The sequence below is a fragment of the Streptomyces sp. B21-083 genome (genome assembly GCF_036898825.1).
Lineage (GTDB): Bacteria > Actinomycetota > Actinomycetes > Streptomycetales > Streptomycetaceae > Streptomyces.
On the sequence record NZ_JARUND010000002.1, the window covers coordinates 786448 to 812494 of the forward strand.

Below are 26047 nucleotides of genomic sequence, written 5' to 3' on the forward strand. Positions count from 1 at the left end.
GCGTCGTCAGCAGCGGTTTCGGTCCCGCGTGAGGACTCCCTGCACGGTCACCAGCGCACGGTCGTGGCATCCGGCCGAGCCGTACAGCCGGTAGCGCTCGCTCGTCGTCCCGACCGCGTGCCGCTGATCGCGGGGCACGTTCGCCGTATACGTCGCGTCGCCCGTGTACGCGTCGTCGAGCCACGACCACGCCGGCCGCCGGCCCGCCGACGTCTCGGTCACGGCCTCCCGGTCGCCCAGTGTGAGCACGGTTCGCAGCCGGTCGCCCGCGCCGAGCGTGGTCGTGCCGTCCATCGTGTACGTCCGAGCGGTGCGGGTCGTCGTGGCCGGCCCGCGCCCGTCGACGGTGACGCTCTCCGCGTCCGTCCAGGTGCCGGAGAGTCCATCGGCGTTCTCGCCGTCGGTCCAGCGGTGCACGGAGGTGTTGGTGAGGGCGCGGCCGACGGTGGTGACGACCCGGCCGTGCGAGGTGTCGACGTACCCGGCGACGGTCAGCCGGTGCGCGCCGTCGGTGTCGAGGCGGTGCTGCTCGTCGGCCGAACCGGGCGTATACGTCGAGGAGTTGACGAGGTCGCCCGCACGGTGGGCGGTGAGCCGTCCGGTGACGCGAGCACGCTCGGCGTCCTGCCAGACGAGGACGTTGACGGGGGTGCTCCAGCCTGCCTGCCCTTGCGGAACGCCGACGACGGAGACCTCCACGTCATGCCGGCGGCCGTCGTTGAGGAGCCCGGCGAAGGGGGTGAGATCGTATTCGATCGGTTTGATGTCGAAGGCGCGCGGTCCCGGAATCACGTACCAGAGAAAGGGGTTGGACCAACCGCCTGTCCACACCGTCGGGAACGGGGCGGCGATTCCGGCCAGTTGACCGTCGACCTTGATCTGCACCTCGCGGTACGGGCCACCCGTGGCCTTGCAGGAGTAGGGAGCGGCGTCCGGGACCGTGAGGTACCAGTACTCCTCGCAGCCGCCGCCGGACCCCGTCGCGTACACCTCGGCGACGACGCGTTCGCTGTTGCGCGGGGTGGTGAGGGTGCCGTCGCGGAGGGTGAGAACGCGGTCGGGGGTGTCCCTCGCGGCGGGTGTCCCCGCGTAGAACGTCAGCGAGACCTTGACGTCGAGGATGCCGGTGTAGGTGTCGTCGACAACGTTGCCGATGAGCATCTCGACGGGCTGGGCCCTGCTCAGGGTGTCGCTGTAGCGCGTGACGTCCTTCTCGACGGACCACGAGATGCCGTCGGGCGAGGGCTGCGGAGTGGAGGTCCGGAGGACTTCGACGCCGCCGATGTGGAGATAGCCGAGGCGGTCGTACTGACGGCCTTTGACCTTGCCGTCCATCCGCAGCACGACCTTGCTCCAACTCGCGCCGCAGCCGCTCGGGGGCGTGTACGTACCCTCGAAGGGGGTGAAGTCCTTGAACTGGGCCTCTGCCACGGTGACTTCGCAGGACGGTGAGCCGGCCGGCCGGGTGACCGGTGGCGCGGCGGTGACCGGGTCGTGCCAGTCGGTGCCGAACTCGGCGGGGACGTCGACCGGGCGGGCGGCTGCCGCAGCCGACTGGGCGGGACCCGCCCCAAGGAGGGTGCCCGCCAGAAGGGTCGCTCCGGCAAGCATGGACATGAAGATCCGGCTTCTCATGGCCGGTGTTCTACGGCCAGTCGGCCCCGCACGGCAATGAGGCGAACAACCGCCAATCGGGCCGAATCCACGCCTCTCGCCGGAAAACCGTTTGCCTCCGAGCACGGTGTGACGCGAACCTTTCACGGCCCGTTGTAGGCCTTCCCGGCCCCTCCCACCCCCCACATTCACCCCCTCATGCGAGATGCGAGCCACTGGGACGTCATGAAGATCCAAGACCTTCCGTATCCGGACCCCGGTGTACCCGACGCGCGCTCCGGCCCAAGATTCCTGTGGTGGCTCTTCCGCAACCAGCTCGGCGGGCAGCTCACCTCCCTCGCCTGGGGACTGGTGCACTTCGTGGCCGTCTCCGGGCTGCCGTTCGGCGTCGGGTTCGCCGTCCAGGCCGTCGTCGACCGCTCGGGCCAGAAGCTGGCTCTCGCGGGCGGGCTGATGGTGCTGTGCGGCATCGCCATCGCGCTCGGCGACAGCATGCTGCACCGAGCCGCGGTCACCAACTGGATCACGGCCGCCGCCCGGGTCCAGCAACTGCTGGCCCGCAGGACCGCCCAGTTGGGCTCCGCGCTGACGCGGCGGGTCGCGGCCGGTGAGATCGTCGCCGTCTCCACGGGGGACGTGGAGAAGATCGGCTGGTTCGTGGAAGCCGTCTCCCGGTTCACCGCCGCCGCACTGACCGTCGTCCTGGTCTGCGTCGGCCTGTACGTCTACCAGCCGGCACTCGGCATCGTCGTCGCCGTGGGCATCCCGGTGCTCGCCCTCGCGGTACTGCCGCTGTTGCCCAGGGCCACCCGGCGGGCCGACTTCCAGCGTGAGAAGGCGGGCCGCGCGACCGAACTGGCCTCGGACACCGTCGCGGGACTGCGGGTGCTGCGTGGCATCGGCGGCGAGGAACTCTTTCTCGACCGCTATCGCCGGGCCTCGCAGGAGGTACGGCACGCGGCCGTGCGCAGCGCCCGTATGTGGGCGCTGATCTCGGCGATCCAGGTGCTGCTGCCGGGCCTGCTGATGATCGCGGTCGTCTGGCACGGCGTGCACCTGGCCAGGCAGGGCCGGATCACCGTCGGGGAACTGGTCACCGTGTACAGCGCGGTCATGCTTTTGTCGTACCCTCTGCGGCACTTCGAGGAGATCGCCATGGCGTACTCCTTCTCCCGGCCGTCCGCGAAACGGGCCGCGCGGGTGCTGTCCCTGGAGCGCGCCACGGACACCGCGGGCTCACTCGACGCGGCGGTGCCGACCGGGGATCTGTACGACCCAGCGACCGGGCTGCTGGCACCCGCCGGGTGTCTGACCGCCGTGGTGTGCGGCGATCCGGACGCGGCGGGTCTGCTGGCGGAGCGGCTCGGCGGACACCCTTCCGAGAAGGGCACGTCGGCGCTCCTCGGTGGCGTACCGCTGGACGAGCTGCCGCTCTCCAGCACCCGCACGGCAGTCCTCGTCCAGGACAAGGACCCCGTACTCCTCTCCGGTTCGCTGCGCGAACTGCTCGACGTGCCCTCCTCGGGTGCGGTGAGCGCCACCGACGCGCTGGCCGCCGCACAGTGCCGGGACGTGCTGGAGGCGCTCGTCCAGGGCTCGCTGGACGCCGAGGACCCCTTGGACGCCCGGATCACCGAGCGGGGACGGTCGTTGTCGGGCGGGCAACGCCAGCGACTGGCGCTGGCCCGGTCGCTGATCACGGACCCCGAGGTGCTCGTCCTCGACGAACCGACGTCGGCGGTCGACTCGCACACCGAGGCCAGGATCGCGGACGGGGTACGGGAGTTGCGCGCCGGCCGGACGACGGTCGTGTTCACCTCCTCACCGCTGCTCCTCGACCACGCGGACCGGGTCGTGCTGGTCCACGACGGCGAGGTCGCGGCGGTCGGTGTGCATCGCGAACTGGTACGCACGGACACGCGGTACCGGGCCGTGGTGACCCGTGAGACCGAGGACGAGGCGTCCGTCGGCGACGACCTGGATGAACTGAATGAACTCGAAGAACTCAAGGAAATCGGAGAGACGGCATGATCGGCGTGGCGCCACCGGCGTACGACCCGGCGGCCCCGACAACGGCGAGCACCCTGCCGGTCGGCGCCTCCGCGACCGTACGCGCCTATGTGGCCGAACTGTTCCGCAGGCACCGCCGTGCCTTCCTGCTGCTGGTCACGGTCAACACGGTCTCCGTCATGGCCTCCATGTCCGGCCCCTACCTGCTGGGTGACCTCGTCGAACGGGTCTCGGACAACACCCGGGAACTCCATCTGGAGCTCGCTGTCGGCCTGTTCGCCGTCGCGCTGGTCGTACAGGCCTTGTTCGTACGGCAGGTGCGGCTGCGCGGCGCGATGCTCGGCGAGCGGATGCTGGCCGACCTGCGCGAGGACTTCCTCGTCCGGGCGGTCGGGCTGCCGCCCGGTGTCCTGGAACGGGCGGGCACGGGTGACCTGCTCTCCCGCATCACCACCGACATCGACCGGCTCGCCAACGCGATGCGCGAGGCGGTGCCGCAGCTCGCCATCGGTGTGGTGTGGGCGGCGCTGCTGCTCGGCGGCCTCGTCGTCACCGCGCCGCCGCTGGCGCCCGCCGTACTGCTCGCCGTGCCGCTCCTGACGATCGGCTGCCGCTGGTACTTCCGGCGCGCGCCCTCCGGCTACCGCGCGGAGGCCGCCGGGTACGCCGCTGTCGCCGCCGTGCTCGCGGAGACCGTGGACGCCGGGCGGACCATCGAGGCCCACCGCCTCGGCGACCGCCGGATCGAGCTGTCGGACCGGAGGGTCAGGGAGTGGACGGCCTGGGAGCGCTACACGCTGTGGCTGCGGTGCGTGCTCTTCCCGGTCATCAACGCCACCCATGTGACCGTGCTGTGCTCGGTGCTCATGATCGGCGGGGTGTTCGTGCTCCAGGGCTGGATCGACGTGGGTCAGCTGACCACCAGCGCACTGCTCGCCCAGATGCTCGTCGACCCGGTGGGAATCATCCTGCGCTGGTACGACGAGCTCCAGGTCGCTCAGGTGTCGCTGGCCCGGCTGGTCGGGGTCCGGGACATCGAGCCGGACGCCGGGGACTCCTCGCTGGCCCCGGAGGGTCGGGACGTGCACGCGGACCAGGTGCACTTCGGCTACCGGGAGGGTGTGGACGTCCTGCGCAAGGTCTCCCTGGAGGTCGCGCCCGGCACCCGGCTGGCTCTGGTGGGCCCCTCGGGCGCGGGGAAGTCCACGCTGGGCAGGCTGCTCGCCGGGATCTACGCCCCCCGGACCGGCCGTGTCACGATGGGCGGCGCCGAGCTGTCCAGGATGCCCGCCGAGGAGGTCCGCTCGCACGTCGCGCTGGTCAACCAGGAGCACCACGTCTTCGTCGGCTCCCTGCGCGACAACCTGCTGCTCGCCCGCACTGACGCGGGGGACGCAGAGCTGTGGGCGGCGCTGGGCGCGGTCGACGCGGACGGCTGGGCCCGGGCCCTCGACGAGGGCCTGGACACCGAGGTCGGGTCGGGCGGGGCCGCGCTCACCCCGGCGCAGGCCCAGCAGATCGCGCTGGCCCGGCTGGTCCTGGCCGACCCGCACACGCTGGTCCTGGACGAGGCGACCTCGCTCCTCGACCCGCGCGCGGCCCGTCATCTGGAGCGGTCCCTGGCCCGGGTCCTGGACGGCCGTACGGTCGTCGCCATCGCCCACCGGCTGCACACGGCCCATGACGCGGACGTCATCGCCGTAGTGGAGAACGGCCGGATCAGCGAGCTGGGCAGCCACGACGAGCTGGTCGCGGCGGACGGGGCGTACGCGGCGCTGTGGCGGTCGTGGCACGGGTGACGCACCGGTGCCCGGGCGGCGGGACGGGGCCGGGTCGGCTTCGTCCCGTTGCGCGGTCCCGACGATGAGTGGAACGCTGGAAGCGGCTGCCCGCCCCTGTGGGCGGCGCCGGGGCCGGTCCCCACGCACCTGGAGGTACCCGTGGACAGTGACGAGGGATGGGGAGACGACGTCTACCAGCCCGACGGATCCGAGGTACAGGACGACGCGGGTCTGCTGGATGCCGAGGACACCCTGGTCACCGACGGAGTCGATGACCCCCTCGACCGCGGCTGGTCCCCTCCGGACCGGCCCTGGGCGGTGGAGCGCTCCGGTGTGACGGCGGCGGAGCGTCGTCAGGGCGAGACCCTCGACCGGCGCCTTGCCGAGGAACTGCCGGACATCGCGGCATCGGACGGCGACGGCATCGGCGACTGCTCGGGGACCGACGGCGAGCCGCTGGACAACGAGGTGGGCGCCGCCCGCTCCGGTCGCCTGGTGGCCCCGGACGAGGGCGCGCACGAGGACGAGGAGAGCGGGCTGATCGCCACCGACGTGGGGATCGACGGCGCCGCGGCCTCGGCCGAGGAGGCCGCGATGCACATCGTCGACGAGGACGCTCTGTCCGGCTGACCGCCCCCCTGTCCAGAGGGCCCGGTGGGGCCGTCGACCGTTCGAGCGAGGAGAACGCCCATGCAGCAGGACAAGCAGCCCGCCTACCAGCCGGTCGTCTTCCGGGACCGGACCGCCGGATACGCCTTCCTGACCCGGTCCACCGCGACGAGCGAGCAGACCATCGAGTGGGACGACGGCGAGACGTACCCGGTCGTGGACGTGGAGATCTCCTCGGAGAGCCACCCGTTCTACACCGGCAAGGCGCGGACGGTGGACACCGAGGGCCGCGTCGCCGCGTTCGAACGGCGATACGGCGGCACGGAGGGCCAGAGCTGAGACGACCGTCTCAGCAGCCGGCGTCCGGCGGATCGGCCTCAGATGAAGTTGAGCGCCGCCGCGCAGCCCACTCCCCCGAGCAGCATGAACGCCGGCATGAGCACCTTCAGCTCGACCCAGCTGCCCGCCCGGAACCGCAGCGCCTTCGGCGGACCGATCGGATACCAGCGCTTGCGGCCGATCGGGATCGGCCACAGGACCGGGCAGCCGGACACCGTCAGCGCGTCCCCGATGTCGTGCACCAGCGCGCCCAGGACGATCGGCAGCCCGAGCCACAGGTACGTCTGCCCCGGGTCGGTGAACAGCCAGTCCGAGCCGTTGCCCGGCTTGTCGAGCACACCGGCCAGGATCCAGGCACTGGTCGCGGCCAGCAGCCAGACCAGGATGTCGGCGCTGGAGCCACGGGTCGCCCGCCACAGCAGGCCTTCGATGGCGAGCACGATGTGCACGAAGAGGAGCGCCAGCACCCCCCAGCGGCCCCCGGTGATCGCGACGGCGGAGGCGCCCGCGCCGATCAGGACCGCCCACAGCCAGGTGTGCGTCAGCGTCCGGTGCCCGCCCGAGCGGCGCGGATCGCCCTGCTTCTTCGTCGCCTTGTAGACGGCGTAGGAGAGCTTGTCGACGATCTCGCACAGACCGCGCGAGATCGGTCCGAAGGCCCGCGAGATCGTCGCCGCCTTGTGGTCGAGATCCGGGGCCAGTGCGGCACCGGCGCAGATCAGGGCACCGACCAGGACCACCGGCCAGGGCATCGGCTTGCCGGCCGCGGCCGCGGCGGCTCCGACACCGAGCCAGGCAGCGGCCCCCGAGAGTGAGTGTGCTGGTCCCATCATGGCCGTTTTCCGCCCTATTCCTCGTACGCCGCTGTCCAGTTGACCGGGTGCGCTGACGCTCCGTCGGCGACACAGCGTAGCGGTCATGATCTTCGGGCGGGCGGCCGATTCCCCCATCACCTGGGATCACAGGCAAGATGGGTGCGTGACCCTCATCGATCAGCTGCCGCAGACCGCAGACCCCGACGCCCTCTACGAAGCCTTCGAGTCGTGGGCCCAGGAGCGCGGTCTCACGCTCTACCCGCACCAGGAGGAGGCGCTGATCGAGGTGGTCTCGGGTGCGAATGTGATCGTGTCGACGCCCACCGGGTCCGGCAAGAGCATGATCGCGGCGGGCGCGCACTTCGCCGCGCTGGCCCGGGACGAGGTCACCTTCTACACCGCTCCGATCAAGGCCCTGGTCTCGGAGAAGTTCTTCGAGCTGTGCAAGATCTTCGGCACGGAGAACGTCGGCATGCTGACCGGCGACGCCTCCGTCAACTCCGATGCCCCCGTCATCTGCTGCACGGCCGAGGTGCTGGCGTCCATCGCGCTGCGCGACGGCAAGCAGGCGGATGTCAACCAGGTCGTGATGGACGAGTTCCACTTCTACGCCGAGGGCGACCGCGGCTGGGCCTGGCAGATCCCGATCCTTGAGCTGCCGCAGGCGCAGTTCATCCTGATGTCGGCGACGCTGGGCGACGTCGCGATGTTCGAGAAGGACCTCACCCGCCGTACCGGCCGCCCGACCTCGGTGGTCCGCTCGGCGGTCCGTCCGGTCCCGCTGTCGTACGAGTACAAGCTGACGCCCATGACCGAGACGCTGACGGAGCTGCTGGAGACGAGGCAGGCGCCCGTCTACATCGTGCACTTCACGCAGGCGCAGGCGGTGGAGCGCGCACAGGCGCTGATGAGTATCAACATGTGCACGCGTGAGGAGAAGGACAAGATCGCCGACCTGATCGGCAACTTCCGCTTCACCACCAAGTTCGGCCAGAACCTGTCCCGCTACGTCCGGCACGGCATCGGTGTCCATCACGCCGGCATGCTTCCCAAGTACCGCCGGCTGGTCGAGAAGCTGGCCCAGGCAGGCTTGTTGAAGGTCATCTGCGGTACGGACACACTGGGCGTCGGTGTCAACGTGCCCATCCGTACGGTGCTGTTCACGGCGCTGACGAAGTACGACGGCAGTCGCGTACGGACCCTGCGCGCGCGTGAGTTCCACCAGATCGCCGGCCGGGCGGGCCGCGCGGGCTTCGACACGGCGGGCTTCGTCGTCGCGCAGGCGCCCGAGCACGTCATCGAGAACGAGAAGTCGCTCGCCAAGGCGGGCGACGACCCGAAGAAGCGCCGCAAGGTGGTCCGCAAGAAGGCGCCCGAGGGTTTTGTCGGCTGGTCGGACAGCACCTTCGAGAAGCTGATCACCTCCGATCCGGAGCCGCTGACCTCGCGTTTCCGGGTGACCCACACCATGCTGCTGTCGGTGATCGCCCGCCCCGGCAACGCCTTCGACGCGATGCGGCACCTTCTGGAGGACAACCACGAGCCGCGCAAGCAGCAACTGCGGCACATCCGGCGCGCGATCGCCATCTACCGCTCGCTGCTGGACGGCGGTGTCGTCGAGAAGCTGGACGTGCCCGACCCGACGGGACGCATCGTGCGGCTGACCGTGGATCTCCAGCAGGACTTCGCGCTGAACCAGCCGCTGTCGACCTTCGCGCTGGCCTCGTTCGAGCTCCTCGACCCCGAGTCGCCGTCGTACGCGCTGGACATGGTGTCGGTCGTCGAGTCCACGCTGGACGACCCGCGCCAGATTCTCGCGGCCCAGCAGAACAAGGCGCGCGGCGAGGCGGTCGCGGCGATGAAGGCGGACGGCGTCGAGTACGAGGAGCGCATGGAGCGCCTCCAGGACGTCTCGTACCCGAAGCCGTTGGAAGAGCTGCTCTTCCACGCCTACGACACCTACCGCAAGAGCCACCCGTGGGTCGGCGATCATCCTCTCTCCCCCAAGTCCGTCATCCGTGACATGTACGAACGCGCCATGTCCTTCACCGAGTTGGTCTCCCACTACGATCTGGCCCGCACCGAGGGCATCGTGCTGCGCTATCTCGCCGGCGCCTTCAAGGCCCTCGACCACACCGTCCCGGACGACCTCAAGTCCGAGGATCTGCAGGATCTGATCGCCTGGCTGGGCGAGATGGTGCGTCAGGTCGACTCCAGCCTCCTGGACGAGTGGGAGCAGCTCGCCAACCCGGAGGTGATGACCGCCGAGGAGGCCCAGGAAAAAGCGGACCAGGTCAAGCCGGTCACGGCCAACGCGCGGGCCTTCCGTGTCCTCGTCCGCAATGCCATGTTCCGCCGCGTCGAACTGGCCGCGCTCGACCAGGTGGCAGCTCTCGGTGAACTGGACGCGGAGGCCGGCTGGGACGCCGACGCGTGGGGCGAGGCGATGGACAAGTACTGGGACGAGTACGAGGACCTCGGCACCGGCCCCGACGCCCGCGGCCCCCGGCTGCTGATGATCGAGGAGGAGCCGCAGAACAGGCTGTGGCGCGTCCGGCAGACCTTCGCCGACCCGAACGGCGACCACGACTGGGGCATCAGCGCGGAAGTCGACCTCGTGGCCTCCGACACGGAGGGCCGTGCGGTCATCAAGGTGACGGCCGTCGGTCAGCTGTGAAAACAGGAGAATCGCACCCATGACGAACGCAGCCGAGAGACTCGTCGACCTGCTGGACCTGGAGCAGATCGAGGTCAACATCTTTCGTGGCCGCAGCCCCGACGAATCCCTCCAGCGGGTCTTCGGCGGCCAGGTGGCGGGCCAGGCCCTGGTCGCCGCCGGGCGCACCACGGACGGCGAGCGTCCTGTGCACTCGCTGCACGCGTACTTCCTGCGCCCGGGCCGTCCGGGCGTGCCGATCGTGTACCAGGTCGAACGGGTCCGTGACGGCCGGTCGTTCACGACCCGGCGGGTCACGGCCGTGCAGCAGGGCCGCACGATCTTCAATCTCACCGCCTCCTTTCACAAGCCCGAGGAAGGCAGCTTCGAACATCAGCTGCCGCCGGCCCGGAAGGTCCCCGATCCGGAGTCCCTGCCGAACGTCACCCAGGAGATCAAGGAGCATCTCGGCGCGCTGCCCGAGCAGTTCGAACGTATGGCGCGCCGTCAGCCCTTCGACATCCGTTATGTGGACCGATTGCTCTGGACCCCCGAGGAGGTCCAGCGGTTGGAACCGCGCAGCGCGGTGTGGATGCGCACCGTCGGCCCGCTGGGAGACGACCCGCTCGTCCACACCTGTGCGCTGACGTACGCCAGCGACATGACGCTGCTGGACGCCGTCCGCCTCCCGGTGGAGCCCCTGTTCGGCCCGCGGACCTTCGACATGGCCTCGCTGGACCACGCCATGTGGTTTCACCGGCCGTTCCGCGCGGACGAGTGGTTCCTGTACGACCAGGAGTCGCCCATCGCCACGGGCGGGCGCGGACTGGCCCGCGGCCGGATCTACGACGTCGAGGGCAGGCTGCTCGTCTCCGTGGTCCAGGAGGGGTTGTTCCGGAAACTGAGCTGAGACGTCGGCCGGCTCAGACCCGCGCGGCGCGCTCGCGGTCCCGTGCGGGTCGTGGGTTTCTGCCGCGCAGGCGGCCCAACAGGCCGCGGGTTCGCTCTGGTTCGCCGGCTCGCCCGGCCACCTCCGGTCGGCTGCCGTGCTGCACGGGCACGGGCACGGGCCGGACGCGCTGCTGTTCGAGCGCTTCGTGCGCGGGCGGGGCCGGTTCCGACGTAGGGCGCGGTGCGGGTCGGTGGTCGCGGGCCTCGGCCAGCGTTACGGTCAGGTCCGCGCGAAGCCAGAGGATCTCGTCCGGATCGTCCGCCGTCATGATCCGTTCGGCGAGACCGGCGGTGGGCGAACCCGGCAGGCCGTGGGCCGGCTGTTCCGGCCGCAAGCGGTTCACATAGGCGCGTTCGTAAGGGTCGTCGACGATTTCCGCGACCTGGGCGGGGTCGAGGAAGGACGCCACGACCGCGGCCCGCGCCCACGGGTCGCAGGCCGGCCGGAGCAGGAATCCCAGTTGCCGTCCCCGCCAGTTGCGGGGCCGCCGGTCCAGGCCTGCTTCGAGTTGGTCGCGCAGACTCTGCGAGGTGCGGCCGGTCAGTAGCGGGGCGCTGTCCTCGCCGACCGCGAACTGCCTTAGTTCGTCGGCGAGATACAGCCACACCACGGCCCGGTAGCGGTTGAGGTAGAAGGTCACCGGTGTCACCAGGCCCAGTCGCGCCAGGCGGGTGAACCGGGTGGGCGTCACATCCATGAGCTTCGCGCCATCGGCCGTGCCCACCGCCCGGACGCGTTCGCGCAGTGTCTCGGGGAAGTTTTCGTCGTTGCGCAGCCGGTGGATCTCGTCACGGTCGACGCGTCGGCCGCCGCCTCCTTCGTCAGGAACGGTCCGGACGCACCCGAGGTGGACCGCGAGGTCGAACTCACGCCGCTTCAATCCCAGTTCACGTGCGGCACGGCTCGGTGCGAAGGGCCCGCCGGAGGTTCGGAGCGTGCCGGTGGGCGGTGTGGTGGCGGTCTGAGCGGGTGGCGTGATGCTGATGCCTGACATGGTCGGTCTCCCCCGTGGAGTGGATGGCCCGCGCCGTGTGCGCCGGCCCTGGGAAAAACCGTATCCGGTTTGGCGCCCGGCCCGGCGAGGCTGTGGATAACTTACGCCGGGGCGCCGTTTCCGCAGGTCAGAGGTCTGATGTCGGAATGTTTGCGGGTTGCCTGGCGTCCACGTCGAGGTGTTCGCCGACCCGATTGACGAGCAGTGTCATCTCGTAGGCGATCTGGCCGATGTCGGCCTCGGCGGCGCTGAGCACGCACAGACAGCTGCCGGTGCCGGCCGCCGTGACGAACAGCACCGCGTCGTCGAACTCGATCATCGTCTGACGCACTCTGCCCGCGCCGAAGTGACGTCCCGAGCCCTTCGCCAGGCTGTGCAGGCCCGACGACACGGCGGCCAGATGCTCGGCGTCCTCACGTCGAAGTCCCGTACTCGCACCGGTCACCAGCCCGTCGTTCGACAGGACCAGGGCATGTCGTATGTGTTCGACACGCTCGGTCAGATCGTCCAGAAGCCAGCCAAGTCCTTGCTTCTCCGCCATGTTTCCGATCTCCCCGTACAACAGGTCCTCCAAGCCGAAGGATCTGGTCAGCCAGCCTTCCCCACGGCCGCCCTCCGAGCAAGCAGGATGGGCGCATGGCACAGAAGATGACTGACGAGGAATGGCGGGCCTTCGTCTCGCACGGCACCCGCACCGGAAAGCTGTCGAGCGTCCGAGCGGACGGAAGCCCGCACGTGGCCCCGATCTGGTTTCTGCTCGACGGTGATGACCTGGTGTTCAACACCGGGAAGGACACGGTGAAGGGGCGCAACCTGGCCCGCGACGGCCGGATAGCGCTGTGCGTGGACGACGACCGGCCACCTTTCGACTACGTCGTGATCCAGGGCCGGGCGACGCTGTCGGAGGAACTGGACGACGTCCGGCACTGGGCCGCGCGCATCGGCGCGCGTTACATGGGCGAGGAGCGGGCCGAGGAGTTCGGCGCCCGAAACGGTGTTCCCGGGGAACTGCTCGTCCGCGTCCGCATCGAGAAGGTGCTGGCGCAGACCGCCGTCGCCCACTGAGGAAGGGCGCGGCTCACTCGCGCGCTCCTCGCGTCAGCTCACGGAGTCGAGCAGCCGGGCGGTGTGCATCCGCCCGGCGTACTCGACCAGTCGGATCAGCACTTCCTTGCCCGAGTCACGGTCGCGGGCGTCGCAGAGCACCACGGGCGTGCCCTGGTCGAGGTCGAGGGCGCGCGACACGTCCTGCACGTTGTAGGAGCGGGCGCCCGCGAAGCAGTTGACGGCCACCACGAAGGGGATGTGGCGGTGCTCGAAGTAGTCCACGGCGGGGAAACAGTCCTCCAGTCGGCGGGTGTCCGCGAGGACGACGGCCCCGAGGGCGCCTTGCGACAGTTCGTCCCACAGAAACCAGAAACGGTCCTGGCCCGGCGTACCGAACAGATACAGGGACAGGCCTGAGCGAATGGTGATGCGGCCGAAGTCCATGGCGACGGTCGTGGTGACCTTCTGGTCCACACCGTCGGTGTCGTCCACCGACTGGCCTGCCTCGCTCAGCAGTTCCTCGGTGCGCAGCGGCCTGATCTCACTGACCGCGCCCACCAGGGTGGTCTTACCCACGCCGAATCCACCGGCGACCAGAATCTTCAGCGCCAGTGCGGACATCTCGTCGTCCGTGGCGTCGGAGTGCTCGGAGACCATCGATCACTTCTCTCGGGAGGGCCGGCAAAGGTCGACGTTCATGGGTGTGTACCGCGCCCCCGCGGTGGCTCCGCGCGCGGTGTCGCCGCGTGTGTGCGAGTTCGGCATCATGACAACGGCTTCTCCTCGCCGGGGAATGGGCCTCTCATCTACAGCGCCCTCAGTCCTTCGATCACCTCGCGCAGAATGCGTTCATCGGGCAGCTGCGCGGGCGGTACCGGACGGCTGACGGTGACACAGCCCAGTTCCAGGAGGTCACCGAGCAGCACCCTCACCACTCCTACGGGGAGGTCGGCGTCCGCGGCGAGTTCGGCGACGGACTGTGTCTCCGTACGGCACAGGTCGACGAGGGTCCGATGCTCGGGGCCGAGCACGGTGTCGTCGTCCATGGCGGGCGCGCCCGGGTCGAGCGTGACGAGCGCGATCAGGTCGAAGCGCACCCCCGTGGGGCCGGGTCTGGTGCGTCCGCCCGTCATGGCGTACGGACGGACGAGGGGCCCGGCCTCGTTGTCGTACCACTGGCTGCCCGGTTCCCGCAGGGTGCCTGTCGTGTCCTCGGTCATCTGTGCGGACTGCCCTCTCGCCTCATCCGGCGGCAGGCGGGCGGGCAGCTGACCGAGGCGCCGTGTGGAGGTGCTCGCCCACGCGTTTCACCAGCCGCGCCATCTCGTACGCCACGAGGCCTATGTCGGCGGTCACGGCGGTGAGTACCGCGAGGCAGGAGCCGTCGCCCGCGGCGGCGACGAACAGGAAGCCGTCGTCCATCTCCACCATGGTCTGCCGCACGCCACCGGCGCCGAAGTGCCGTCCCGCACCCTTGGCAAGGCTGTGGAAGCCCGAGGCGACCGCGGCCAGGTGCTCCGCGTCCTCGCGTTTGAGATCGGTGGAGGCGCCCACCGCGAGTCCGTCGTTGGAGAGCACCACCGCGTGCCGTACCTCGCTGACGCGCAGTACGAGGTCGTCCAGCAGCCAGTCGAGTTCGCCGGAGCGCCGCTCCGCCCTCGTGCCCGGGTCCTTGATCATGCGCGGTCTCCTTCGCTGCTGTCTCTGCCGGTTTCGGAACCTCGGGCGGCTCCGCGGCCGGGTGACCTGCCGCCGCCCCGCACCCAGCCGTCGTGGTAGGCCGCCATGCGGTCTCGTACGGCCTCCGGGGTGCGCTTCTCCTCGCTGCGGGCACCCGGCGTCCGTGTCGGCTCCGCCGGGCGCTGTTCGCGCAGTTGGGGAGCGAGGTGCGCCTGTCGAACGCGCCGCGGGAGGTCGTCGCTCTCCTCCGCGTCGCCGGGGTCCTCTGGAGGACGGTGCAGCCGCAGGGCGGTGACTCCTGGGGGTGGGGTTTCGGAGGCGGTCTCCGCCACGGCCTGTACGGGAGCCACGAGTGCGGGGCGGTCCGCCGACGCCTGCACCGGCTCCTGGGACGGGGCGGTGGCAACGGGCACGCGCGCGTACTCGCGCTCGACAGCTCGCTGCCGGTCCACCGCCGCGCGGGGCGCGCGTTCGGCCGCGCCGCCGTGCAGCAGTGCCGTGGGCAGCAGGACGACCGCGGTGGTCCCGCCGTAGGGAGAGGTCCGCAGGTGCACCTTGATGCCGTGCCGCGCGGCGAGCCTGCTGACCACGAAGAGCCCGAGCCGGTCGCTGTCGAACAGGTCGAGCGCCTCGGACTGTTCGATGCGGCGGTTCGCCTCCGCGAGGGTTTCCCGACCCATCCCGAGGCCCCGGTCCTCGACCTCCACGGCGTAGCCGTTGCCGACCGGTTCTCCGGTGACGCGTACCCGGGTGTGCGGGGGTGAGAACTGGGCCGCGTTCTCGACGATCTCGGCCAGGAGATGCGTGAGGTCGGCGACGGCGGCGCCGGCGACGGCCGCCTCGGGGAATTGGCGTACCTCCACGCGCGCGTAGTCCTCGACTTCGGAGACGGCGGCGCGGACCACGTTCGTCAGGGAGACCGGCAGGCGCCAGGCCCGGCCGGGCGCCGCTCCGGAGAGGATGATCAGGCTCTCCGCGTGGCGCCGCATACGGGTGGTGAGGTGGTCCAGCCGGAACAGGTCACTGAGTTCGTTCGGGTCGTCGGATCTGCGCTCCATGCTGTCGAGGAGACTCAGCTGGCGGTGGACGAGGACCTGGCTGCGGCGCGCGAGGTTGACGAAGACCCCGGAGATGCCGCTGGCGAGTTCCGCGCGTTCCACGGCGGCGTGCAGCGCGGCACGGTGGACGGTGGCGAGGGCCTCCGCGACCTGCTCGGTCTCGTCCTCGGCGGGCGGTCCTTGGGGTGCCTCGGCCCGGATGTCGATCTCCTCTCCCGCGCGCAGCTTCAGCATGGCCTGCGGAAGTTTGTGGCGGGCGATCTCCAGGGCGCTGTTGCGCAGACTCACCAGCTCGACCACGAGGCCGCGTCCGATGCGTACGGAGATCACCAGGGAGGCGACGACGGAGGCGAGGCCGAAGAGCACCGCGGCGCCGGCCGGGGTGAGCAGGCCCCGGGTGAAGGGATCGGCCCGGTGCGCGACGTCGTGGCCCGCGTCCGTCTCGATGGCCCGCATACCGTCCCGCACGCGTGCGTGTGTTCCGGCCCAGGTCGCTTCGGGTGCGGCGGCGATCGCCCTGACGCCCGGGCGGGCGCCGAGCACCTTGTCCTCGACGGCGGCCAGAGTGGCGTACGCGGTACCTGCCGCGAGGTTCTGCCAGGTGGCTCGCTCCGGGCCACGCAGGTCCGACGCGGTGGCTTCCAGCAGGTTACGGCGGGTGTCGACTGCTCCGGTGAAGAGCCGCAGCCGCTGTCCGTCGAGCCGCCCGGCGAGCCGCGCCCCGGCGAGAACGGTGTCCTCCTGGGCCAGCGACTCTCCCGCACGGGAGAATTCGAGCAGTACGCGCGCGTCGGAGCCGAGTTGGGCGTCCTGAATGCCGGTGAGCGCACCGCCCACGGCGAAGGCTTCGGAGATGCTCCTGGTGTAGCGCGCGTAGGCCTCGGCCCATCCCGTACGGCGGTCGAGTACCGAGGCTCGCAGCGTGCGCAGTTGTTCGACGCCGACGACGAAGGTTTCCAGTCGCTCCGCGACCCCGGCGGGCAGTTCCTCGCCGTCGGCGACGGTGTTGCGGCCGCCGAGGCGAAGCTTCGCCACGGTCCGGTCGGTGTGCTCGCCGAGCGTCCTGAGGTCGAACCCCGATACGGCGGCCGGATCGGTGGCGCGGCGTACGGCGGCCTCGCGTTCGGCCTGGAGCGCGGCGACGGCGGCGGCGACCGGGGCGCGCACCTGGGAGTCGACGCGCTGCAACTGCCGCAGCCGGGCGACGTCCTGGGCCGTGGTGACGGTGGCGTACGCCCACAGCGCGAGGAGCGAGACAACCGGCACCATCAGCAGGCAGACGATCTTGGCGCGGACGGTTCCTGGTCGCAGCCGCCAGCGTCCCGCGCGCGAGGGCATCTCGTCGGGCATGGTTCCGAGCAGTTCGTCGGAGCCTTCGTCGGCCGGCGGACCGGCGTGCGCGCGGCGTCCGCGCGTCGGGGGCGGGGGCGCCGTCCCGGCGCTGGGTCTCGGGGTCCTACGGGGTGTGCGCATGGCCTCCTCGCTCGTGGTGGTTCGGGTCTGCCCGCGGGTCGTGGACAGCCCGCCGTGCGTCACTGACGGGCGGCGAGGCTGTCGACCGGTCGCTGGGCGGACTCGGATTCCTGGCGTTCCCCGGCCGTCGGCGACAGTGCGACGAACGCCGAGGTCAGGAAGAGGTAGGACCCGAGGCCGACGGCGAGGGGGAAGATGAACTGCATCGCCGTGGCCCCGGGCAGCGTCTCGCCGGAGGGCGTGACGTCCACGCGCACCGCGAACATCGCGGTGTAGTGCATGCTGCTGACGGCCGCCCCCATGACGAGCGAGGCGACGGTCACCGCCATCGGCGACTTGATGTTCAGGGCCGCCCACAAGGCCGCGGTGGCAGCGACGACGGCGATCACCACGGAGAGCGCGACGAGCGCCGGGTCGTACTTCACGTCACCGTGCAGGCGTACCGCGGCCATGCCGAGGTAGTGCATGCTCGCCACGCCCAGCCCGGTGGTGAGTCCGCCGACGAAGAGGGCGCGGGCCCGGTCGTGCCCGTAGCCGACGGCGAAGACCCCGGTGGAGACGACAGCCATGGCGACGAGGAGGCTGAGGATGGTCAGTGGCACGTCGTAACGGATGTCGGTGCCGCCGACGCTGAAGCCGAGCATGGCCACGAAGTGCATGGTCCAGATGCCGGTACCGATCGCGGAGGCCGCGGTGACGAGCCAGTTGCGGCGCGAGCGCCCGGTCGCGCCGAGCGCACGGACGGTGCAGCGCAAGCCGAGGGCGGCGCCTGTGCAGGCCATCACGTATGACAGTGCGGGGGTCAGCCAGCCGAAGGCGGCGTGGTCCAGGTGTCCCATGACCACGGGACGCTAGTGGGGGCAAGGGGGCACATCGGGAGCGCATTTCGAAAGGTATTGAAATATGACAGGGAAATGCGCCTGAACGATCGCGGCCAGCTCGAACATGCGCGCCCTGGGGTACTTCGCGTCTGTGCGGGATCATGCGGAACATGAGCGACGACCACACACACGTCCAGGAGTTCTTCACCGCCCGCGCGGCCGACTGGGACAGCAGATTCCCCGACGACGGGCCCGCCTACGCCGCCGCGGTCGCCGACTTGGGGCTGCGTGAGGGATCCCGGGTGCTGGACGCGGGCTGTGGCACCGGGCGCGCCCTGAAGCCGCTGCGTGCCGCCGTGGGGCCCTCGGGAGTGGTCCTGGGGGCGGATCTGACCCCAGCCATGCTGGAGGCCGCGGTACGGGCCGGACGGGGCCTCGACGGGCAACTGCTGCTCGCCGACGCGGCGGCCCTCCCGCTGCGTTCGGAGTCGCTCGACGCCGTGTTCGCGGCGGGCCTGATCGCGCATCTGCCGCATCCGGGCGAGAACCTGCGGGAACTCGCGCGCGTGGTGCGCCCCGGCGGCACCCTGGCGCTGTTCCACCCGATCGGCAGAGCCGCGCTGGCTGCCCGACAGGGCCGGCAAATCACCCCGCAGGACCTGCGGGCGGAGGCCAGTCTCGGTCCGCTGCTGACCGGTGCGGGGTGGCACATGACTTCCTACGTGGACGAGGACGCACGATTTCTGGTGCTGGCCGTGCGACCGGTCTGACCGAGACGGCCGCCGCGGGCCGCCTCACCGCGACTGGCCTCTTCTGCCGTGGGCGCTCCAACTCTACGTTGGACACCGGCAGATGAACGATCAACCTTGGCAACCACACAGGGGGAAGGTGGTCCGCGTGTTCGGCGGCATCCGTAAATCGTTCACAAGATTCCTCCGGTCCTGGCGCTCGGAAGAGGAAGAGAGCGCGGGGCGGAAGAAACGCACGCACAATCTTTTCGAGGCCGCCGCCGTGTATGTGTCGGCGTGCGCGGAGGACGACCAGGATCAGATGGACGAGGCCGTGACCTGGGTGCCTCCGGAGGCACTGTCGTTCGGGGTGAACGAGCTGGCGTGCCGGGCCGTCATCGCGCTGGCCAGAGAGCGCGACGAGTCGCCGCGGACGGTGGCCCGGGAACTCCTCGGGCTGCCGAGGAACTGACCGAAGCGGGTACATCCGGTCGATTCCCCCTGCCCGGCAGGAAAGCAGCAGCTCCGGGAGGAGTGGGAGCCGTGACAACAGTGTTCCGATCAGATTAGGGTGCGCGCCGACGGAAGAACCTATGGGGAGGCTGGGATGGCAGAGACGGACGAGGAAGCCGTCGCCACCGCGGACGACGCGCTCTACGTGCTCACTGCGGCACTGCTGACGCCCGCGCAGTTCCCGAGCGTGCTGGGCGACGACTATCCGGAGGCATGTACGGCGCTCGGCCTCGCGCCTCTCGCCGACGGGTACGGGCTGGTGCTCGGCCAGGACGGCGACGGTGCGCGGTGGACCGTCGCCATCGACGACGTCTCCCTGGTCGCGGTCGCGATCGCGTCGTGGGACTGCGGAATGGAATACGACCTGTCGCCGGAGGAGCACACGGTCGTCGCGGCCCTGCCCGGCTGGCCTCTCGCCGTCGCCGTCGCGGCTCCCGACGTCCCCGCCCCGCACGACCCGGGCCCCGACGTCGCGGACCGGCCGCCTCTCGCTCCGCCGGACACCGCCTCGTGGGGCCCTGCCCAGCGGCGTCTGGGCGCCGACGAGATCGCCCGCCAGTGGGCGACCTGGCGGGAACAGCTCAGTGACGAGGACTTCGCCCCTGCGGGCGGCGGGTCGACGGCGCCCGAGGGTGAACCCGCAAAGGCCGAGACGGACACGGACCGGGCCGCGGACACCGCAGACCCGTCCGAGGGCGGCGCAGCACCGACCGAGCACACCCCTGGCGGGGCCGACGGCGTCGTGAAGCGACCTGGTGCAGGCATCCGGCGCGTCATGGCGGAGGTGCGCGCGTACGTGGAGACACCTCCGCCCCTCGGTCGCGTCCGCTCCTCCTTCGCTCCGGGCGACGCGCGGACTCTGCGCGCCGACGGTCCCGGCTGGTCGATGGTGGCCAGAACCGACGACATCGCGTTCGTTTTGCTCGACGACGAGCCCGGAGAGGTACTGCCGGTGGGCCGGGGCCCGGAGCTGCCCGGTCTCCTCGAAGCACTCGACAAAATGGCCGTACGCCCCAGCTGAGCCCTCGTCGGCCGACGCCGCCCGAATGCCTGTGGTTCCGGGCGGCGTCAGCGCGCCAGACGCTTCTGCGGGCCCCGTGGGGTGTCAGCGGCAGTGGGCGCGGGGCATCGAACGGCGCCCCCTCAGCGGCCGATCTCCTTGCGTGTGACGCGGCGCACCCTGCGCCGCTGTACGGGGTCCAGCGTGAGGTAGGCGGCTGCCGGGACTCCCAGCACTATCAGCAGCGCGGCCCACCACGGCAGCCAGAACAACAGGATGATCCCGACTGCCACGCCCCCTGCGGCGATCTTCGCGTTCCTCGACATGGGTGTCGCCTCCTTCGCGGCCAGTGCCGCTCTCTGCTCTGAAAAACGGGCCCGCGCCTCCCACGGTTCCGGACCGCGACCCTGAGACGTCCCTGAGATGCGACCCCTACTCTCCCCTGAGTGGCTCTCCCACCTCGTACATGTGCCGCAAAGCCTGCCGGTACGAGTCGACGAGCCCTGTCTCCGTATAGGGCATACCCACCTCACGGCAGTAGGCGCGCACCGTCGGCTGGGCGAGCCGCAGATGGGGGCGGGGCATGCTCGGGAAGAGATGGTGCTCGACCTGGTAGTTGAGGCCCCCGAGGAACCAGTCGGTCAGGGCGCTGCCGCGGACGTTGCGGGAGGTCAGTACCTGGCGGCGCAGATGGCCCCAGCGCTCGCCGTCGGGGTCGGGCATCTCCATGCCCTTGTGGTTGGGCGCGAAGGCCATGCCCAGGTGGAGGCCGAACAGCGACTGGTGGAGGGCGGCGAAGGCGAGTGCCTGGCCGAGCGAGAGTGAGGTCAGCAGCAGCGTCACGTAGGCGACGACATGGGTCACCAGGAGCACGGCCTCCACGGCTCGTTCCCGGGCCGCCTGTCGGCGCAGGTACCTGAAGCCGGTGATCTTCAGAGCGACGCCCTCAAGGAGCGTGAGAGGGAAGAAGAGCCAGGCCTGATGACGGGTCAGCCAGCCCTGGAAGCCGGTGCGATGCCGTGCCTGTTCACCCGTGAACACCAGGACGTCGGCGACGACGTCGGGATCCTTCTCGATGTGGTTGGGGTTGGCGTGGTGGCGGTTGTGCTTGTCGATCCACCAGGAATAGCTCATCCCCAGCAGCAGGTCGGCGTGGACCAGGCCGATCGCACGGCTGACGGCCCTGTCGCCGGTGATCTGGGCGTGGCCCGCGTCGTGGCCTATGAAGGCCGTGCGGGCGCAGAACACGGCGAACGGCGGGGCGAGGAGCAGAACCCACCAGGAGCTGCCGATCAGCACGATGCCCGTGACGATGCCGGCCAGGGCGAGCATGTTGCCGGCGATCCCGAGGGCGTACCAGGTGTACCGACGTTCCAGAAGCCCCTGCCCTTTGACGGTGCGCAGGAGGGGCGCGAACTCACTGCCGGTGGACTGCGCTGCGGAGGCGCCCGGAGGTTCGGCGGCGAGGACGGCGGTCTGGGGCATGGCGGTCTCCGGGTCTCTCCGAGGATCGGGCTGACCTGAGGAAACGTACGAAATGGGCCCCTGACGACCATGGCGCCACCACCCGTGTCCCGACGGGGGAAACCCCCGCTGCCACCCGGGGGTTGACGACACCCCAGGGGCCGGATGACTGCGCGCACGGCCGAAAACCGCCGCGAATGCACCACCGGGGTGCTGTACCCTCGGCGACGCGTACCCCCAGTAGTCAAATTTGAGGAATGCCCATCACTGTGCAGAGGATTCCTGCGGCGACACCGGACGAGATCTCCGAACTGGCCGGCTGCTGTGCCGTGTTCGTACCCGGCGATCCGGCCCGCGCCGGCCGGATGGCGTTCTGGCGGCCCGACGGCGCCGCGCCGCCCACCGTGGCCGGGGGAACCGTCGACGACCTGACCGTGATCCTGGCCGGCGACCGGGGTGTCGAGCGGACACAGGTGACCGCCCTCCTGCTCCCGGCGCGTGCTGCGCTGCCGGTCCTCGCGCGGGCGCGTGCCGCCGCACAGGGTCACAGGGTGACGGCGTTCTGGGGTACGGCCGCCGTTGTCGCCCTGCAACTGGCCGCGTGCGGGCTGTTGCTGCCCGGCCTCTCCGCGGCGGACCACGACGCCTGGCGGGCCGGACCGCTCGGCGCGGCGGATGTGGAACGCGTTCGCGAACTCGGCGCCGCGATGCCCCCGGAGGCGGATGCCGTGCCGTTGGAGGGCGCAGAGCCGCCACGGCCGCCCGGCCCCGAGCGGCTGCTGCGAGCATTCCTGGACGCCGCCGCCGACGCGCTGCCCCGCTCCCCCGCCGCAGGCGGAGCCGCCTACGCGGTGCGGGAACCGCGGCAGATGCCGGAACAGCGGGCGTGGGCCGCCGAGGTCGCCGCCGGGCACGACGCGGGGGTGCGGATCTCACCGAGGGTGGAGGTGCCTGGGTCGGCGTCGGCCGGGCCGGACGGGTCGGCCCTGCGGTTACGTGCCGTGCTCCAGGTGCACAGTGTGAGCGAGCCCGGGCTGGTCGCGGACGCGGCCGAGTCATGGGCTTCGCCCGGCGCACCCGGCCGCGCCTTCGGCCCGCGCGCATGGATGGACGCCCTGCTCGTGCTGCGCCGAGCGGCGGCCCGGACCTGGCCGCCGCTCACGCCGCTGCTCTCCGCGACCGTGCCGGACGCCGTCGAGCCGGCCGACGAAGAGATCACCGAGTTGCTCAGGGAAGGCGCCCGCGCCCTGCCCCTCGCCGGGGTGGAGGTGCACTGGCCCAAGGAGCTGGCCCGCAAGCTGACCACCCACGCGGCCATCGGGCCGCCCGACGAGGACACGGGCCCCGGAGAAGTCGCGTCGGCCACTCCGTCGTTCCTGTCCGCCGACGCGCTGCTCGGCTTCAACTGGCGGTTCGCACTGGGCGACCAGCAGCTCACACACGAGGAGCTGGACCGTCTCGCCGAGGCGAACCGACCCGCGGTGCGGCTGCGCGACCAGTGGGTCCTCGTCGACCCCCAGGAGGTCCGCCGCGCCCACGCACAGCAGGATCGCAAGGTCACGCCCGTCGACGTTCCAGAGGCAGAGGACCCGGCCGGTCAGCCGGCCGCGCTCGACGCCACACCGCGTGACTATCAGCTGCGGGGCCTGAACCGGCTGGCCCGGATGACGTCCCTGGGTCTCAGGTGCTGTCTGGCCGACGACATGGGCCTCGGCAAGACGATCACACTGATCTTCCCTGTCAAATCAGCATGTTGAGTCGTTGAGGTCCTGTATTCGGGCCGCAGACGGCGGCGGGAACATCACCCAGCTCGCCGCGTCGCACAACCGGATCACGGCGGCCGCCGGTGTCCGCATTTGGAATACAGGCCAGCCCCGTTCCGGGCCTGTGACGCGACCACGAACCTTTCCCGTGGATTCACTGCCTTTCCAGTGCACGGGAAAGCGTCACCGGCATTCAAGGAAACAACGGAATGCATGACACGAAGTGCGGTCAGCCGCAAGGACATAGATGCAACAAGTAAGTCAAGACTTACCTTTAGGGAATTTTGGCCGTATGGTGCGGCTCGAATCGAAGGAGTCCCTTGTTGTCAAAAACAAATGATTCCGCCGTGCGTGCGGTTGAATCGGAGCAAGGTTACGTTTCCTCATTGTATGAGCTGCTCACCGAGCGGCTTTCCGAGGCGCGAGCGAACCGGGCGAGTGTGCTGAAGGACCCGGCTGACGGCGCCGGCGAGGCGTACGAGAGGGAGATCGCCGCCGCCCGTCTGACCAAGGAGATCGGCCGGCTGGAAGGCGCCGAGAAGGGGCTGGTCTTCGGGCGCATCGACTGGACGGACGGCACGGCCCTGCGCATCGGGCGGATCGGACTGCACGCGGATGAGGACGAGCTGCCGCTGCTCGTGGACTGGCGCGCGAACGCGGCGCGGCCCTTCTACGAGGCGACACCGGTCCACCCGATGGATCTGCGGCGGCGCCGGCACCTGCGCCTCGAGGAGCGCACGGTCGTCTCGGTGAGCGACGAACTGCTCGACGGGACCGCCCCGACCGACGAAGACGTCGTGGGGGACGGCCCGTTGGCCGAGGCTCTGTCGGCACGGCGTACGGGCAGGATGCACGCGGCCGTCGCGACGCTGCAGGCCGAGCAGGACGAGATCGTCCGCTCCCCCCACCGCGGGGTGACCGTGGTGCAGGGCGGGCCCGGCACCGGCAAGACGGTGGTCGCCCTGCACCGGGCGGCCTACGTCCTGTACGCGTTCCCGCGCGCCGCGGAGGTAGGCGTCCTCGTGGTGGGCCCCAACGCCCGTTTCCTCGACTACATCTCCCAGGTCCTTCCCTCGCTCGGGGAGAACGACGTCGATCTGGCGACCTGTCAGGAACTGGCCGGAGTGTCCCCGGACGCGGTGGACCGGTTCGACACGGCGCGCCTCAAGGGCGGCCTGGACCTCGCCGACGCCCTGGCCGCCCTGCTGCGAGACCACCAGGCCCCCGCCGGTGACTTCACCGTCCGGGTCGGGCAGGAACTGGTCCACCTGTCCGAGAAGGAGGTCGCCACTGCGCGCGCCGGCGCCCTGGCAGCCGCATCCGGCCACAACCCCGCGCGCCAGGCGTTCAAGGAACTTCTGGTCGACGCCGTCACCGACGCGATGCAACGGGACTTGGGCGACCTCCTGGAGCAGATCGACGCCGATGCCGAGCAGATGACGGGCCTGAACCTCGACCGGTTCACGGGGGTCGCCCAGCGCCGTGCCGAGGGCGCCGCCGACCCGGGTCCGGTCCACGAGCTGGACCTGGACGCCATCGGGGCCGATCTCCTCGACGACGCCGGTGTCGACCGGGCGGTCGAGGCGCTGTGGCCGAGGCTGGTGCCCGGCAACCTAGTGAAGGCACTGCTGACGGATGCCGACGCCCTGGCCGAGTACCTGCCGACCCTGACCCCGCAGGAGCGGTCCCTTCTCCTGCGTGCCCCGGACGCCCCGTGGACCGATGCGGACGTGGCGGTGCTGGACGAGGCGGCGAGCCTGGTCGACGGGCCGCCCCATCGGACGTACGGGCACGTCGTCGTCGACGAGGCGCAGGAACTGACCGCTATGCAGTGGCGGATGATCGTCCGCCGCTGCCCGGCGAAGGCGATGACGCTGGTGGGTGACTTCGCCCAGTCGGGCTCGGCCACGACGGCACGCGACTGGAAGGAAGCCCTCAGCCCGCATGTCGGGACGCGGTTCAGACTGCACGGCCTGACGGTCAGTTACCGCACCACGCAGGAGATCCTGGAGAGCGTCCGGGACCTGCTCGCGCGGATCGCTCCGGACCAGCGGCCCACACGGTCACTGCGCAGCGGTGAGAGCCCGCGCACCGTGACCACACATGGGGACGGGTTGGTCACCGCCGTCCTGGAGGAACTGCGCGCCCAGAGCACCGCGCAGCCGGACGAACTCCTGGGAGTGATCTGCGCGGACACCCGGGTGAGCCAGTTGACGGCTCACGGAATCGCCGACCACGCACGCATCGTGCCCGCGTCCGAAGCACGTGGCCTCGAGTTCGACGGGGTCGTCGTCCTGAACCCCGAGGAGATCATCACAGCCCGCCCCGGCGGGGAGAGGGACCTGTACGTGGCCCTGACCCGGGCCACCAAGCGCCTGTGCACCATCACCACCCAGCCCGCATGATGGCGCGGCGCCCGCGTGGTCGCCGCGGGCGCACAAGTGCGCCAACGCCGCCGTCAACGTGCGCATTGGTGTGTAGCCCCGGCCTTCCTGCTCAGCCTGAAGTCCTGACGTCCGGCGTGCGTCGTCCGACGAGCGAGCCGGCTACCGGGTCCCTGCGGACTGAGACCGACGAGTCCGCGACCTGTTCTGCCCGTCCGAGGTGTTCGCCTCGGACGGGTAGAGCTTGTCCCGCGATGTTGGACAGGAATGTGAGTCAGGTTTTCTTGGGCCGATCTGTCGTAGGAGTAGCGGTTCGTGGTTCGCTTCGGGCGAGCGTGAGTTCTGC

General features: G+C 70.5%; 23 protein-coding genes. 12 read left to right on the forward strand and 11 right to left on the reverse strand.

Annotated elements, in window-relative coordinates:
- Positions 1–6: 6 nt before the first annotated feature.
- The gene (locus QA861_RS27515) at positions 7–1635 is read right to left on the reverse strand and encodes a peptide-N4-asparagine amidase (protein ID WP_334591286.1); all 1629 of its coding nucleotides are present in this window, start codon (positions 1633–1635) and stop codon (positions 7–9) included.
- Between the two features lie 204 nt (positions 1636–1839).
- Between QA861_RS27515 and QA861_RS27520 the strand changes: the two genes are divergently transcribed.
- The 4 genes from QA861_RS27520 to QA861_RS27535 all read left to right on the forward strand — a co-directional run bounded on the left by QA861_RS27520 (position 1840) and on the right by QA861_RS27535 (position 6353).
- Positions 1840–3645 (forward strand): ABC transporter ATP-binding protein, encoded by a 1806-nt coding sequence (locus tag QA861_RS27520; RefSeq protein ID WP_334594860.1) that lies wholly within the window; start codon positions 1840–1842, stop codon positions 3643–3645.
- The gene (locus tag QA861_RS27525; RefSeq protein WP_334591287.1) at positions 3642–5423 is read left to right on the forward strand and encodes an ABC transporter ATP-binding protein; all 1782 of its coding nucleotides are present in this window, start codon (positions 3642–3644) and stop codon (positions 5421–5423) included. Before QA861_RS27520 ends, QA861_RS27525 begins: the two co-directional genes overlap by 4 nt.
- A gap of 141 nt (positions 5424–5564) precedes the next feature.
- On the forward strand, positions 5565–6035 hold the full coding sequence (locus QA861_RS27530; protein ID WP_334591289.1) for a DUF5709 domain-containing protein: 471 nt from the start codon (positions 5565–5567) through the stop codon (positions 6033–6035).
- Positions 6036–6095: 60 nt separating this feature from the next.
- Complete coding sequence (locus QA861_RS27535) at positions 6096–6353, forward strand: type B 50S ribosomal protein L31 (RefSeq protein ID WP_334591290.1); 258 nt, start codon at positions 6096–6098, stop codon at positions 6351–6353.
- Positions 6354–6391: 38 nt separating this feature from the next.
- Here the strand turns inward: QA861_RS27535 and QA861_RS27540 are convergent, their stop codons facing one another.
- Positions 6392–7186 (reverse strand): metal-dependent hydrolase, encoded by a 795-nt coding sequence (locus tag QA861_RS27540; protein ID WP_334591291.1) that lies wholly within the window; start codon positions 7184–7186, stop codon positions 6392–6394.
- 145 nt (positions 7187–7331) lie between these two features.
- Between QA861_RS27540 and QA861_RS27545 the strand changes: the two genes are divergently transcribed.
- Positions 7332–9845 (forward strand): DEAD/DEAH box helicase, encoded by a 2514-nt coding sequence (locus QA861_RS27545; protein ID WP_334591293.1) that lies wholly within the window; start codon positions 7332–7334, stop codon positions 9843–9845.
- Between the two features lie 19 nt (positions 9846–9864).
- Positions 9865–10734: an acyl-CoA thioesterase gene (locus QA861_RS27550; protein ID WP_334591294.1), complete on the forward strand. Its 870-nt coding sequence runs from the start codon at positions 9865–9867 to the stop codon at positions 10732–10734.
- Between the two features lie 13 nt (positions 10735–10747).
- Here the strand turns inward: QA861_RS27550 and QA861_RS27555 are convergent, their stop codons facing one another.
- The gene (locus QA861_RS27555) at positions 10748–11770 is read right to left on the reverse strand and encodes a DUF6397 family protein (RefSeq protein ID WP_334591296.1); all 1023 of its coding nucleotides are present in this window, start codon (positions 11768–11770) and stop codon (positions 10748–10750) included.
- 127 nt (positions 11771–11897) lie between these two features.
- Positions 11898–12311 (reverse strand): roadblock/LC7 domain-containing protein, encoded by a 414-nt coding sequence (locus QA861_RS27560; protein ID WP_334591298.1) that lies wholly within the window; start codon positions 12309–12311, stop codon positions 11898–11900.
- A gap of 95 nt (positions 12312–12406) precedes the next feature.
- On the opposite strand from QA861_RS27560, the gene QA861_RS27565 reads away from it, so the two are divergent.
- Complete coding sequence (locus tag QA861_RS27565) at positions 12407–12835, forward strand: PPOX class F420-dependent oxidoreductase (protein ID WP_334591300.1); 429 nt, start codon at positions 12407–12409, stop codon at positions 12833–12835.
- Between the two features lie 33 nt (positions 12836–12868).
- Here the strand turns inward: QA861_RS27565 and QA861_RS27570 are convergent, their stop codons facing one another.
- The 5 genes from QA861_RS27570 to QA861_RS27590 form a co-directional block, all read right to left on the reverse strand.
- Positions 12869–13474, reverse strand: coding sequence for a GTP-binding protein (locus tag QA861_RS27570; protein ID WP_334591302.1), 606 nt, complete (start codon positions 13472–13474; stop codon positions 12869–12871).
- Between the two features lie 149 nt (positions 13475–13623).
- On the reverse strand, positions 13624–14037 hold the full coding sequence (locus tag QA861_RS27575) for a DUF742 domain-containing protein (protein WP_334591303.1): 414 nt from the start codon (positions 14035–14037) through the stop codon (positions 13624–13626).
- Positions 14038–14059: 22 nt separating this feature from the next.
- Entirely contained in the window at positions 14060–14497 is a 438-nt protein-coding gene (locus QA861_RS27580) for a roadblock/LC7 domain-containing protein (RefSeq protein ID WP_334591305.1), read from the reverse strand.
- Positions 14494–17028 (reverse strand): nitrate- and nitrite sensing domain-containing protein, encoded by a 2535-nt coding sequence (locus tag QA861_RS27585; RefSeq protein ID WP_334591306.1) that lies wholly within the window; start codon positions 17026–17028, stop codon positions 14494–14496. The genes QA861_RS27580 and QA861_RS27585 overlap by 4 nt, the downstream gene beginning before the upstream one ends.
- A gap of 59 nt (positions 17029–17087) precedes the next feature.
- Positions 17088–17867: an MHYT domain-containing protein gene (locus QA861_RS27590; protein WP_334591307.1), complete on the reverse strand. Its 780-nt coding sequence runs from the start codon at positions 17865–17867 to the stop codon at positions 17088–17090.
- Between the two features lie 143 nt (positions 17868–18010).
- On the opposite strand from QA861_RS27590, the gene QA861_RS27595 reads away from it, so the two are divergent.
- The 3 genes from QA861_RS27595 (at position 18011) to QA861_RS27605 (ending at position 20111) form a co-directional block, all read left to right on the forward strand.
- Positions 18011–18619, forward strand: coding sequence for a class I SAM-dependent methyltransferase (locus QA861_RS27595; protein WP_334591308.1), 609 nt, complete (start codon positions 18011–18013; stop codon positions 18617–18619).
- Positions 18620–18746: 127 nt separating this feature from the next.
- Positions 18747–19049, forward strand: coding sequence for a hypothetical protein (locus tag QA861_RS27600; RefSeq protein ID WP_334591309.1), 303 nt, complete (start codon positions 18747–18749; stop codon positions 19047–19049).
- A 135-nt stretch (positions 19050–19184) separates the two neighbouring features.
- A complete protein-coding gene (locus QA861_RS27605; RefSeq protein WP_334591310.1) occupies positions 19185–20111 on the forward strand; it encodes a hypothetical protein in 927 nt (308 codons plus the stop codon).
- A 122-nt stretch (positions 20112–20233) separates the two neighbouring features.
- Here QA861_RS27605 and QA861_RS27610 read toward each other — a convergent pair whose 3' ends face one another.
- The gene (locus QA861_RS27610; protein WP_334591311.1) at positions 20234–20416 is read right to left on the reverse strand and encodes a tail-anchor membrane protein; all 183 of its coding nucleotides are present in this window, start codon (positions 20414–20416) and stop codon (positions 20234–20236) included.
- Positions 20417–20522: 106 nt separating this feature from the next.
- Positions 20523–21575, reverse strand: a complete 1053-nt coding sequence (locus tag QA861_RS27615; RefSeq protein WP_334591312.1) for a fatty acid desaturase family protein — start codon at positions 21573–21575, stop codon at positions 20523–20525.
- Between the two features lie 236 nt (positions 21576–21811).
- Between QA861_RS27615 and QA861_RS27620 the strand changes: the two genes are divergently transcribed.
- Positions 21812–23311, forward strand: a complete 1500-nt coding sequence (locus QA861_RS27620; protein WP_503461754.1) for an SNF2 helicase-associated domain-containing protein — start codon at positions 21812–21814, stop codon at positions 23309–23311.
- Positions 23312–23640: 329 nt separating this feature from the next.
- Positions 23641–25722, forward strand: a complete 2082-nt coding sequence (locus tag QA861_RS27625) for a HelD family protein (RefSeq protein WP_503461757.1) — start codon at positions 23641–23643, stop codon at positions 25720–25722.
- The last annotated feature ends 325 nt before the right edge of the window (positions 25723–26047 follow it).

What these genes read in the sequence shown, in the direction of transcription:
- QA861_RS27570 (WP_334591302.1), bottom strand. Translation starts at nt 13,474, where the DNA reads ATGGTCTCCGAGCACTCCGACGCCACGGACGACGAGATGTCCGCACTG.
- QA861_RS27525 (WP_334591287.1), top strand. Translation starts at nt 3,642, where the DNA reads ATGATCGGCGTGGCGCCACCGGCGTACGACCCGGCGGCCCCGACAACG.
- QA861_RS27550 (WP_334591294.1), top strand. Translation starts at nt 9,865, where the DNA reads ATGACGAACGCAGCCGAGAGACTCGTCGACCTGCTGGACCTGGAGCAG.
- QA861_RS27610 (WP_334591311.1), bottom strand. Translation starts at nt 20,416, where the DNA reads ATGTCGAGGAACGCGAAGATCGCCGCAGGGGGCGTGGCAGTCGGGATC.
- QA861_RS27595 (WP_334591308.1), top strand. Translation starts at nt 18,011, where the DNA reads ATGCGGAACATGAGCGACGACCACACACACGTCCAGGAGTTCTTCACC.
- QA861_RS27585 (WP_334591306.1), bottom strand. Translation starts at nt 17,028, where the DNA reads ATGCGCACACCCCGTAGGACCCCGAGACCCAGCGCCGGGACGGCGCCC.
- QA861_RS27615 (WP_334591312.1), bottom strand. Translation starts at nt 21,575, where the DNA reads ATGCCCCAGACCGCCGTCCTCGCCGCCGAACCTCCGGGCGCCTCCGCA.
- QA861_RS27605 (WP_334591310.1), top strand. Translation starts at nt 19,185, where the DNA reads ATGGCAGAGACGGACGAGGAAGCCGTCGCCACCGCGGACGACGCGCTC.
- QA861_RS27580 (WP_334591305.1), bottom strand. Translation starts at nt 14,497, where the DNA reads ATGATCAAGGACCCGGGCACGAGGGCGGAGCGGCGCTCCGGCGAACTC.
- QA861_RS27565 (WP_334591300.1), top strand. Translation starts at nt 12,407, where the DNA reads ATGGCACAGAAGATGACTGACGAGGAATGGCGGGCCTTCGTCTCGCAC.
- QA861_RS27590 (WP_334591307.1), bottom strand. Translation starts at nt 17,867, where the DNA reads ATGGGACACCTGGACCACGCCGCCTTCGGCTGGCTGACCCCCGCACTG.
- QA861_RS27540 (WP_334591291.1), bottom strand. Translation starts at nt 7,186, where the DNA reads ATGATGGGACCAGCACACTCACTCTCGGGGGCCGCTGCCTGGCTCGGT.
- QA861_RS27575 (WP_334591303.1), bottom strand. Translation starts at nt 14,037, where the DNA reads ATGACCGAGGACACGACAGGCACCCTGCGGGAACCGGGCAGCCAGTGG.
- QA861_RS27520 (WP_334594860.1), top strand. Translation starts at nt 1,840, where the DNA reads ATGAAGATCCAAGACCTTCCGTATCCGGACCCCGGTGTACCCGACGCG.
- QA861_RS27620 (WP_503461754.1), top strand. Translation starts at nt 21,812, where the DNA reads ATGCCCATCACTGTGCAGAGGATTCCTGCGGCGACACCGGACGAGATC.
- QA861_RS27515 (WP_334591286.1), bottom strand. Translation starts at nt 1,635, where the DNA reads ATGAGAAGCCGGATCTTCATGTCCATGCTTGCCGGAGCGACCCTTCTG.
- QA861_RS27555 (WP_334591296.1), bottom strand. Translation starts at nt 11,770, where the DNA reads ATGTCAGGCATCAGCATCACGCCACCCGCTCAGACCGCCACCACACCG.
- QA861_RS27535 (WP_334591290.1), top strand. Translation starts at nt 6,096, where the DNA reads ATGCAGCAGGACAAGCAGCCCGCCTACCAGCCGGTCGTCTTCCGGGAC.
- QA861_RS27560 (WP_334591298.1), bottom strand. Translation starts at nt 12,311, where the DNA reads ATGGCGGAGAAGCAAGGACTTGGCTGGCTTCTGGACGATCTGACCGAG.